Origin of the sequence: Roseovarius sp. M141, from assembly GCF_024355225.1 — a bacterium.
Classification (GTDB): domain Bacteria; phylum Pseudomonadota; class Alphaproteobacteria; order Rhodobacterales; family Rhodobacteraceae; genus Roseovarius.
On sequence record NZ_VCNH01000008.1, the window covers coordinates 932505 to 944023 of the forward strand.

An 11519-nucleotide genomic window follows, 5' to 3' on the forward strand; every position below is an offset into this window, starting at 1 on the left:
GATGCGCGGCAGGGATCAGGTGGCTTTTCCGTTCCGACGAGCTGACTTGCCGCTGCCCGGTGTCGGCGCTACCCTCAAGAGGCTCGCCAGCAAGGAAGCCCCGACGTGCAGGACCGGCCCTCAGCCCTGACGCTGTTTCACAACCAGACGTTCCGTTCCCTGTGGATCGCCGCTTTGGCGTCGAACTTCGGCGGGCTGGTGCAGGCGGTCGCGGCGGGCTGGATGATGACCACCCTGTCGGACTCTCAAAGCATGGTCGCACTGGTGCAGGGGTCCGTTTCGCTACCGATCATGGTGTTTTCGCTGCTGGCGGGGGTCTTTGCCGATAATTTTGACCGGCGCCGCGTGATGCTGATCGCGCAGGGGTTCATGTTCGCCGTCTCGATCGGGCTGACGATCATGGCGTTCGAGGGGTTGCTGACGCCCTGGCTGCTGTTGGCGTTTACCTTCCTGATCGGTTGCGGCACGGCGCTGCACAATCCGTCATGGCAGGCGACCATGGGCGATATTGTCACCCGCGAAGAGTTGCCGACGGCGGTTTCGCTCAACAGCATGGGGTTCAACCTCATGCGCAGCGTCGGTCCGGCGGCGGGCGGTGCCATCGTCGCGCTGGCCGGGGTGGCAGCGGCGTTTGCCGTGAATGCCCTGAGCTATATTGCGATCATCCTCGCCCTTCTGCGTTGGAAGGCGCCGGTGCGCGACACGCACCTCCCGCGCGAGCCGATGGGCAGCGCGTTTTCGGCCGGGCTGCGCTATGTCGCGATGTCGCCAAACCTGTTGCAGGTCATATTGCGGGGGTTCTGGTTCGGCCTCACGGGTGTCGTGCTGCTGGCGCTGTTGCCCGTGGTGGTGCGCGAAACGCTTGAGGGGACGGCGTTTGTCTATGGCGTGTTGCTGGGCTGTTTCGGGTTGGGTGCTGTCGGCGGCGCGCTGATGAATGCCCGCCTGCGCGAGCGATTCAAGAACGAGATCATCGCGCGCGGTGCCTTTGTGGGCTTTGCCGTCAGCTGCGCTGTGCTGGCGATCAGCAGCTATGCGTCGCTGAGCGGCGCGGCGCTGGCGCTTGCCGGGGCATGCTGGGTGCTGGCGCTGTCGATGTTCAACGTGACGGTGCAGCTGTCCACCCCGCGTTGGGTCATCGGGCGGGCGCTTGCGCTTTACCAGACCGGGACGTTTGGCGGGATGGCGGCGGGCAGCTGGATCTGGGGTGCGATGTCCGAACGGGTCGGCCCATCGTCCACGCTGCTGCTGGTTGCGGGCCTTTTGATCGTGGGCGCGCTGATCGGCCTGCGCCTGCCGTTGCCTGAATCGCATGGCCTGAATCTGGATCCACTGGGCCGGTTCAAGGAGCCGACGCTGCGGTTCGATCTGACCTATGGCAGCGGCCCTGTCATGGTGATGGTGGATTATGAGATCGATCAGGCGGACGTGCCCGAGTTTCTGGCGGCGATGGCCAGACGCCGCCGCGTGCGCATCCGCGACGGTGCGCAGCAATGGGCGCTCTTGCGCGATCTGCAAAACCCCGAGCATTGGAGCGAAAGCTACCACGTCCCCACCTGGGGCGAATATGTGCGCCATAACGAGCGGCGGACCCAGTTGGACGCGGATCTGTCGGATCTGCTGCGACGGCTGCATCGCGGCCCGAACGGCCCGACCGTGCACCGGATGATCGAACGCCAGACCGTCCCCCTGCGCGACGATCTGGCGCTGAAGCCTGACATCGGGGATGAGGCGGGCAAGGCATAGGCGATTTGGCAGATGCGCCGGACCAACGCTCGATTTCAGTGCCGGGAACTTACAGGCCAGATTGCAAGTTAAAGTAGATGGAGTCGTCAAAAGGCAAGGGAGGTGACAATGCACCGTAAGGAGACATCTCGCGCCCGCAGATACCGCCCGTCCGTGCGACACATGCCCGAAAGCGGCCCCCTCATACCTGGCCCAACCGGGCCTGCCACCCGATGATCGACCTTGTCGGGCAGAACGCCCCATATCTGGCGCTGGGGATCCTGCTGCTTCTTTTTGTTGCGTTCACGCTGGAGAAATTCCCCCCCGAGGTGACGGCGTCAGGCGCCGCCGCGCTGTACATCGTGCTGGGGCTGGTGCCCTACGACCAGGTGATGGGAGTGTTTTCAAATTCGGCCCCCATCACGATTGGGGCCATGTTCATCGTTTCGGGCGCGCTGGTGCGCACCGGTGTGCTTGATGCATTGGCAAACATGGTAATCACGCGGGCGCAGGACCGCCCTGTGCTGGCGGTGGGGGTGTTTTTGGTTGCCGCCGTCGCCGCCTCGGCCTTCATGAACAACACGCCGGTCGTTCTGGTGCTGATCCCGGTTGTCATCCGGCTGGCAAACAGTCTGAAGCTCGCGCCGACCCGGCTGCTGATCCCGCTGTCCTACATGGCCATTCTGGGCGGCACCTGCACGCTGATCGGGACATCCACCAACATCATCGTCGACGGCATCGCACGCGAAAACGGGATGGAGCCGTTTTCCATCTTCGAGATCGCCCCCGTTGGTCTGGCCGCCACGCTGGTGGGCAGCGTGACCTTGCTGATCCTCGGTCGTTGGCTGCTGCCCCATCGCAAGGTGGATGGCGGCACCGAGGGCGAGGGCGAAACCCGGTTCCTGTCGGAAATAACGATCCTCGAATCCTATGCGCATATCGGCGAAGCGCTGGGCGAGGTGACCGATTTCCAACGCGAGGCCGTGCAGGTCAAGGGGATGAAACGCGCGGGCAAGATCGACCGTAACGATCTGGAGGAATGCGTTCTGCAAAAGGGGGACGTCGTGATCGTGGTGACCACGACATCCGAATTGCTGACCTTCGCCGAACATGCCGGGCTTCGGGTCGGGATGCGGCGCACGTTCGAACCCGACCCCGACGTGGAACTGATGACGGTCGAGGCGATCGTGACCCCCAAACGCTATAATGTCGGGCGCTCCATCGCCGATCTTTCGCTGGGTCGAAACGCCGGAATTCGGGTTCTGGCCGCGTTCCGCCATGGCCACATCGCAGGCGCTGATCTGTCCAGTGTGCGCCTGCGCGCGGCAGACAAGCTGCTGCTGGAAGGGCCTGCCGACGGTTTCCGCGCGCTGGCCGAGGCCGGTGATGTTGCCTCGGTCAGCGAACCCTCCGGGCGCGCCTATCGGCGCAGGCAGGCGCCCATTGCGGTCATCGCGCTTCTGGGAATCGTGGTGTTGGCTGCGCTGAACGTCATGCCCATCGGTATTCTGGCGTTGGTCGCTGTGGCCGTTATCCTGCTGCTGCGCTGCATCGACAGCGACGAGGCGTGGCAATCGGTCGACGGGTCGATCCTGGTGCTGATCTTTGCGATGCTGATCATCGGGGCCGGGCTGGAACATACCGGCGCGGTCCAGCTGATCGTGGGCATCCTCACGCCTCTGCTGATTGATCTGCCACCTTTCCTGACGCTTCTGACCGTGTATTTCGTCGCGTCCATTCTGACCGAAGTCGTCACCAACAATGCCGTCGCCGTCGTGTTTACGCCCATAGTGATCGCGCTTGCATCGCAGTTGGGCGTCGATCCGCGTCCTTTGGCCGTGGCCGTGATGATCGCCGCCAGCGCCAGTTTCGCGACACCCATCGGCTATCAGACCAACACGTTGGTTTACGGCGCCGGGAATTACCGGTTCACGGATTTCCTGAAGATCGGCGTTCCGATGAATCTGATCGTCGGGCTGACCTCGTCCTTCGCGATAAGCATCTTTTTTCCGCTGTGACGTCGGTGACCCTGATTAACTGAAACGTGCCGCCGCGTTACAGCGCGCGCGCAGTCGCATAGACGGTGTGGGCCTTTCGCGAGGCGGTGACTTCATAAATCCAGGCAATCGCCAACATAGCGATGATTCCCAACGGAGGAAGGGAAAGCGGGTTTAGCAGCGCGCCATTCGCACCTTTGAGGAGCACATTGAATATGAGCGCCAGAAGAGTGCCCGATGCAAACACCAAAAGACCGTGTCGCCCCAGCAGACGAAGCGGCGCGCTAATGCGGCTGGCCGTCGCCCGAAAGACCGAGCTTAGACATGAAAGAACATATACCAGAGCAAGGCAGTGCAATAAGCGCGGGAGCGCAAGAAATGTCTTGTCGTGCGACACGATGTTGAAGGGCACACCCATCGCCCCCAGACGCGCCATCTGATGGTTCAGATAGGGACCAACGCCCGGCACATAGCGCCACGCGGCGACAAATAGCAAAAATCCGATACCCAGCCCGAAAAGCACGCGTGATTTTGGGACGAACCGCTCATTTCGGCCCAGGGAAAGGCCGATCAGCAGGCCGCACACAAAGACGGCCTGCCATGCGAAGGGATTGAAAAACCAACCACCGGGGTTGGGGAAATTCGGCAGGTTCAGACGCCACAAGCCAGCGCTGAACCACAAAAGCGCAGACCCCGCCGCCAACAGCCAAGGGTGACGCAGGCCCAGCATGATCGCGAAGGGCGTCACAATCAGCAGCACCATATATGCCGGGAGAATATTAACGTAGCCAAGCTGATGCGTCAGCGCCGGAACGCCAATCAGGGCGGACTGCGTATTTTCGAAGACCTGCGTGAGATTGATCAGTTTGAGCAAGCTGGGCAGGTCAAAAAACATGGCGCCGGTGGAGTATATGGCGATCGCCCAGACCGTCAGGAAAATATGAACCAGATACAGCACCCAGGCCCGATTCCAGATTGGCGATACGCCATGCCAAAGGCCAGCCTTTGCCACATTCCCCGATAGGAATCGGCCACTATAGGCAAGCCCCGCAGCCACGCCGGACATGACAAAGAAAGCCTCGGCCGCATCTGAAAACCCGATATTTCGAATGGTGAAATATTCGTAGGGATTCCCCGGAACATGGTCGATAAAAATCATGATCAAGGCGAGACCGCGGAATGCGTCGATACGCGGGTCTCTGGGGCGCCGCACGACCGCGCCGCCCGCATTAGGCTGTGACATCTACACCGGCCCTGTCTTGTTCGGATTTGCCAGACGGCGCAGTTGCCGACCAGCGCATAAGCTGAGATCTAAACGCTTTGACGACGGGCGGGTCCCGCCGCTCTTGGGGCACACCGAACAGGGAACGGGTGAGGGGCCGCGACGTCCAGGAAATCAAGAATGGCGCGCATATCATCGGGACACAAACGGGTAGCAGCCACAGGGAGAGCCGTGGGGCGACCAAGGCCACGATGAGCAGGCTGACCGCGCCTGTGATGGCAATCCAGGCACCGTTACGCATTGCTATCGTCATTGGGATCAAACCCTCGGCGCGTGAACTGGCCGGCCATCCGCCATCCCTGCGGGCCATAACCTGCACGACAGCGCGCGTCTGGTACATGAGCATCAAGGGCGCAAGCAGCGAGGTCAGCAGGATTTCGGTTATGACCGAAAGCGACGATCTGAGCGCGCCACCAAATCCCGACGCGCGGCCCGAATAGATCGCCCCGAACAGAATGGCGAACTTGGGAACAATAAGCAGCCCACCGATGCCAACGGCAAGCGCCGTGATCTGTTTGGTCCGATCGCCGGGAAAGACAGGGAACAGCTGATCTGGCTGCGGGAAATAGTTGGGTTCGGGGGCCATCATGGTCGCGATGATCGACGCGATCAGAAATGCTGCCCAGAGCACCGAAACGATATAGGCGAAAATGCCCTGCAAAAACACGAACCGGCTCCAGGCGGCAAGGCCGGGAGCGAACAACAGCCGGATATGCTGGAGGTTTCCCTGACACCAACGGCGATCCCGCTTGGCATAGGAAACGACGTTTTCAGGCCCCCCCTCATAGGAGCCGCCAATCGTTTCATCGACTTGAACCTTCCAACCCGCCCGCGCAAGGAGCGCCGCCTCGACGTAGTCGTGGCTCAGGATATGCCCGCCGAACGGGGGCGGGCCGGTCAGTTCCGGCAATGCGCAACTTGCGGCAAATGCGCGGACCCGCACGATGGCGTTGTGCCCCCAGAACGGCCCCGTAACGCCCTGCAACCGCGCAAGGCCGCGTGTGAAGACCGGGCTGTGAAAGCCTGAGGAAAACTGCATGGAGCGCCCGAAAAACGAATGCGCGCCGATGATTTTGGGCAGGGTTTGCAGCAGACCAAGCTGCGGATCATCCTGCATGCGCGCAATGAGGATGCGCAGGGTTTCCCCCTCCATAAGGCTGTCCGCGTCGAGGATCACAGCGAACTCGTATGCGCCGCCCGACTGACGGATGAAGTCCTCGATGTTGCCGGCCTTGCGGCCCCGGTTGTCCGTACGACGGCGATAAAAAATGCGCCCGCCGCAATTGGTGTCCTTCAAAAGTCGCGCAAATGCGATGCGCTCTTGTTCTGCGGCGGCGGCGTCTTGTGTGTCCGACAGGATCGCAATGTCGACCTCCAGCCCAGCCTCCAGAATCGAGCGATCCATCGCGGCGACGCGCGCAAAGGTGGCCGTCGGGTCCTCGTTATAGATTGGAAACAGTGCGACGGTCTTTGGGATCGGCCCTTTGATCGCGGCCCCGACCTGTGCGCGCCGCCGCCCCGGCAACCCCACCAAGGCAAGCGCGGCACCCCATGCCAACCATGCAGTTGTCACGAAGATCAGGCCGACCCGTGCCAAGTCCCACAAACCGAAGCCATCCTGCGCCGCGGCCTCTGCAAGCAGCGCCGTCGCCGTCAAGGCAGCAAGTGCTGCGAAAGTGAGAGCCGCTGTTCTGAGCGCGATGGTGCCGGGTTTCAAGGCGAGCTTGGAGGGCAATCTTCAGATCCCTCAGGTGCGCTCACGGGGAAAGAGCAGCATCGCCAATTGCCCCGCGAAGCTCCTCCTCGCGGGTTGCTCGAGCACCTGCCGCGGCATGGCCAAAGGGGCTGCCGGAGGTGCCCAGTGACCAACCGTCTCGGAATGCGGAATATCGAAATCGACTATCTGATCTATGTTCTGATCTACGTTCATTTTCTCACCCACTGATAGAGCCATGTCTCGGTCAGGTCGCGTCCATAGCCGGACAACTGGGCCTTGATCTCGACAACAGCCCCTGCTGCCGACTCGGCCTCGACGACCAACCGCCACGTTTCGGTGCCGCTGATGCGGCTCAATACAACCTGTGTCAGGGTTCCGTTCACGGCGCTGACATTAGGCGTAACTTCTGCATCGGCAGGAAGTTCCCTCAGAAGGCCCCCGCCGAAGTCTACTACGAATTTCCGCCGACCGGTTTTCTCTTCGACGCCAGCGACACCGCCTTCACCCACGCGTGTGCGAATCACCTTGCCACGCTGAGAATGAGAATCACCCGGCGGGCTCATGCCCCAGTGCAACCGATACATCACTTCCAGCTCACGTCCAGCACGCATATCGCCACCGGGAACCCAGAATGCGACGATATTGTCATTTCCCTCGAGGTTTGAGGGAATTTCGACCAGACGCACGCTTCCGGCGCCCCAATCCCCCAAGGGTTCGACCATGAGAGAGGGGCGTTTTTCGTAATGCGCCTGAGCATCGAGATAGTCGTCAAAGCGCCGACTGCGCTGCACGAGGCCAAAGGAGGCCGGATCTTGCGCGCCGAGATACGAGCTGGACAGGCGCGGGGGATTGTTAAGTGGCCTGTAGAAGGTCTCGTGCGCGCGGGTGTTCAGGATCAGCGCTTCGCTGTCATGGACTGCCTCGCGGAAATCATCCATCTCGTCCGGATCGCTGTCCCCGAACAGGAACATAGACGTGATCGGGGCGATGCCCAGCTGCGCGATGTCATTGCGCAGGAACAGGCGCGCGGTGACGTCCATTGTCGTTGTTTCACCGGGCTGCACTACAAAACGGTAGGCCCCGGTGACAGATGGGCTGGTAAGCGCGGCATAGATGACAACCGCGTCCGACCCCGGCGCGGGATGTTCGAGCCAGAACTCGGAGAACATCGGGAATTCCTCGGCGGCGGAATGGCCGGTATTGACGGCAAGTCCACGCGCGCTCAGCCCATAGACGTTTCCCGCCCCAAGCGCGCGGAAATAGCTCGCCCCCAGAAAGGCGATCAATTCGTCAAAACGGTCAGCCCTATTCAGCGGCGACAGAAGGCGGAACCCCGCGACACCGGGCATTTCGGTATCGGCGGGTGGCTTTTGCGTGATGCCCTCGCCGTATTCGAAATCGGTGGTGGAAAAGCCGAGCGGCTTCACGTGCCCGTCCACAACCTCATGGATTGCCACCGGCTCTTCGAACAGCCAGCCAAGGTGGAAGGCTTGCAGGCGAAAGATCTGCGCCTCTTCCTGCCAGCGGGACCGATCACGCCGGTAGCGGATCATCTGATAGCCGTCATAGTCGAGATCTGCCAAGAACCCCTCGACAGGCTTCGGCTGCTGGTAGGGTTCCTTGCTCAGCAAGCGCATGCGATCCGTCAGGCTGTCGTAGCTGAAAGGTGTGACCTCGGCCTCGGCAGTCTCTTGTCCCATTGCGCCTGCGGCGGTGAAAAGAGCGGGCGTCGCCACGGATGCAGAAAGCGCCGCTAGAAAGCGGCGCCGACCCATAGGCCCGGTCCCCGAAGCAAAGCCCCGGAAATTGTTTGTCTTTCCCACGAGGTATCCCCAATACTCTTCACTTCACGAAGCCAATAATGGGCAATCATAGCCGGCTGCAATGGGGAGCTGTGCATGGCTGGCAATAATCCGCTGCATTGCGGCGATGCTTTGCCGATTTCAGCGTGCAAACGACGATGGTCATTACGTGGTTGTAACGGTCTTATCGCGTTTGCAGCAGGCGTTGGGATGATATTGTGCAGGGTCTGGGCGCACCTGCGTGCCGGTTGCGCCGGGATCGGAGCGGCATCATCGGCGCACATTGCTGCCAACCCGGTAGGTGCGCCCGCGCGTTCGATTCCGTCAGGGCTCGGCGTCGAATCAGTGAGGGAATAGGTCGGCTGCCTTTGGCAATCGATGTTTCGATAGGGAGTGTCGCGCTAGGAACGATCGGGCGATTCGCGGCAATACTCGTGGGCTTCAGCCCTCGTGTGCCCGCGTATTACGTGCTGCGGAGTGCGGCCTGGGTCGCGGCAACGAGGATGGCAATGTCACCGCTGAGCGACAGGTTGCGATTGTAATGGGCATCCGACGCGGCGCACACGACAAGGGGCAGTTGCTGGTGATCGGAGATTTGCCAATGTCCGGTTATGCCGGGGCGAAGGTCACAGCAGTCCTGGGCAAGGTAAAGTGCCCTCTGCGACACCGTCATCGGACGTGGACCCACAAAGCTCATGTCGCCGATCAGCACATTGAAGAGCTGTGGCAGATCGTCAAGTGCGCTCTTGCGTAGGAATTGCCCGAACCCGGTAAGGCGTGCACCGTCGATCATATCCTCGCCGCTGTCCCGCGCATGTACCCGATCCTGCGCGGCGCGGGGATTGGCGTCGTTCACCGTCGAGCGTAACTTCCACATCTGATAGATGCGCCCGTTCATGCCAATCCGGTCCTGACCGTAGAACGGCTTGCTACCGCCAAGTGCGCACAGAAGTGCCAGAATGCCGATGATCGGCAACACAAGGGGCATGGCCAAGAGAGCCAGAAAAATGTCGAGGGCACGTTTGCACGATGTGCGATAAATGTCCGAAACGGGGGCTGTGCCAATCGTTTCGAAAGGCTTGGAACTATTGCTGCTCATGCATCACTCGATCTTTAACGCTCTCGTGCCCGACAGTTCGACAATCCGGCACTCAAAGGAACAAAAACAAAGTATCCGACAGGACACGGGGTGAAAAAACAAAGGGGCGGTTACTGGTTACCGAAACTACTGTGGACACCCGCCCCTTACTGTTCATACCCGTATAGCGGGTGACCTAGCGACCTGTCTTTTGAGACAGGTCGGCGGCTAATCAGGGTCTGAGAAGGCGGTATCGCATTGATTTTAGCGCCATCAGCCCGGCTTCTTGGGCTTTTCGGGTTGCTGGGGTGACCGGCTTTGACGCCGTAACGCCCTCGCCCGACTGCCTTGACGCGCCAAGGCGGGTACAAGGGACCTGACCGCCACGGGCATCATGGTCTAGTCATCGGCGATTCTTCAGCAATGCCGATGCGTCTCTTGGCGCCGCCTGTTGCCCCTCCCAAACCGTGCCGTGCAATGTGCTGTCGGGTAGTGGCTGGTCACGGACCGGCGCTGCTTTGAAGTCTTATTGTCTCAGGCCGGTTCTTCATGCCGTAACTCTGGAGGATAGGTTTGTGAACTGGCCCCCCTTTCGACCGGAGACTCGGGCATAACCATGGAGGCTTAGGGGAGCCCTAAGCACGTGCTTATGTCTGACTATGAGATTATCACCGATGGCGGCCGTCGGCGTCGCTGGTCGTCGTCCGAGAAGCTGCGCATCGTGGAGGAGACGCTGGACGAGACCGCCAGCATCTCGGTCGTTGCACGCCGCAATGGTGTCGCGCCGAACCTGCTGTATCGTTGGCGGCGTCTGATGCTGGAGGGAGGGGCCGTGGCCGTATCTGGAGACGATGACGTCACAAGCAATCGCGCGGTCCGGCAGATGGAGGATCGCATTCGCGAGCTGGAGCGCCAACTGGGGCGAAAGACCCTCGAAGTCGAAATCCTCAAGGAGGCGCTCGACAAGTCACGCTCAAAAAAACTGACGTGGCAAGTGCAATCGCAGCCCAAGGACGGTTCCCCCCTCTCGGGCATGCAGGCATGCCCTGCCGGGCAGTGGATGAGCATCGTGGCCGAAACTCTGGGCGTCTCCAGATCGAACCTGCACGCCCGCGTGACGGGAAGCGCGAAGCCGCGTCGGCGCTATCATAAAGCGCAAGACGCGGCGGTGGTGCCGCTCATCACCGCGCTGGTGGCGGCGCGACCGACCTACGGGTATCGTCGCATCACGGCCATCCTGAACCGGCAGTTGCGTGCCACCGGCGCATCGCCTGTTAATCACAAACGCGTCTACCGGATCATGCAGGCCCAGAACCTGCTGCTGGCGCGTCGCTACACCGAACGGTCCGATCGCGCGCACAACGGCAAGATCGTGACTATGCGATCGAACCTGCGATGGTGCTCAGACGGCTTCGAGTTCACATGCTGGAATGGTGACATCGTGCGTGGCGCATTCATCATCGACGCCCACGACCGTGAAATCATCGCCTGGTGCGCCGTGGTGAACGCAGGCATCAGCGGATCGGACGTGCGCGACATGATGCTGGCGGCGGTGGAGGCGCGGTTTGGCGGCCATCGCGCGCCGCACCAGGTCGAGATGCTCAGCGACAACGGTTCGCCCTACATCGCCAAGGAAACCTGCATCTTCGCCCGCCAGCTCGGCCTGAAACCCTGCTATACGCCGGTGAAGAGCCCGCAGAGCAATGGGATATCCGAGGCATTCGTGAACACGCTCAAGCGGGACTACGTGAACGTCACTCCGCTGCCAGACGCCGTCACCGTCCTTGGATTGATTGCCGGATGGTTCGAAGACTACAATGAGAACCACCCGCATTCGGGGCTGAAGATGCGCTCACCACGCGAGTTCATCGCAGCCCAAACCGCAACCGCCTGAGTGTCCGGTGAAAAGGGGGCAAGA

At 61.2% G+C, this 11519-nt stretch carries 7 protein-coding genes; 3 read left to right on the forward strand and 4 right to left on the reverse strand.

Annotated elements, in window-relative coordinates; all coding sequences use genetic code 11:
• Positions 1 to 105 precede the first annotated feature (105 nt).
• Complete coding sequence (locus FGD77_RS08670; RefSeq protein WP_255008553.1) at positions 106 to 1746, forward strand: MFS transporter; 1641 nt, start codon at positions 106 to 108, stop codon at positions 1744 to 1746.
• Positions 1747 to 1958: 212 nt separating this feature from the next.
• The gene (locus tag FGD77_RS08675) at positions 1959 to 3743 is read left to right on the forward strand and encodes an SLC13 family permease (protein WP_255008554.1); all 1785 of its coding nucleotides are present in this window, start codon (positions 1959 to 1961) and stop codon (positions 3741 to 3743) included.
• A 37-nt stretch (positions 3744 to 3780) separates the two neighbouring features.
• Here FGD77_RS08675 and FGD77_RS08680 read toward each other — a convergent pair whose 3' ends face one another.
• From FGD77_RS08680 to FGD77_RS08695, 4 genes are all read right to left on the reverse strand, one after another.
• Positions 3781 to 4965, reverse strand: a complete 1185-nt coding sequence (locus FGD77_RS08680; protein WP_255008557.1) for an OpgC family protein — start codon at positions 4963 to 4965, stop codon at positions 3781 to 3783.
• Positions 4952 to 6739, reverse strand: coding sequence for a glucans biosynthesis glucosyltransferase MdoH (gene mdoH, locus FGD77_RS08685; protein WP_255008559.1), 1788 nt, complete (start codon positions 6737 to 6739; stop codon positions 4952 to 4954). The genes FGD77_RS08680 and mdoH overlap by 14 nt, the downstream gene beginning before the upstream one ends.
• Positions 6740 to 6930: 191 nt before the next feature.
• Positions 6931 to 8421 (reverse strand): glucan biosynthesis protein, encoded by a 1491-nt coding sequence (locus FGD77_RS08690; RefSeq protein WP_255008561.1) that lies wholly within the window; start codon positions 8419 to 8421, stop codon positions 6931 to 6933.
• Positions 8422 to 8986: 565 nt separating this feature from the next.
• The gene (locus FGD77_RS08695) at positions 8987 to 9622 is read right to left on the reverse strand and encodes a sugar transferase (protein ID WP_255008564.1); all 636 of its coding nucleotides are present in this window, start codon (positions 9620 to 9622) and stop codon (positions 8987 to 8989) included.
• Between the two features lie 628 nt (positions 9623 to 10250).
• Here FGD77_RS08695 and FGD77_RS08700 point away from each other — a divergent pair.
• Entirely contained in the window at positions 10251 to 11495 is a 1245-nt protein-coding gene (locus FGD77_RS08700) for an IS3 family transposase (protein WP_255008566.1), read from the forward strand.
• Positions 11496 to 11519: the final 24 nt, after the last annotated feature.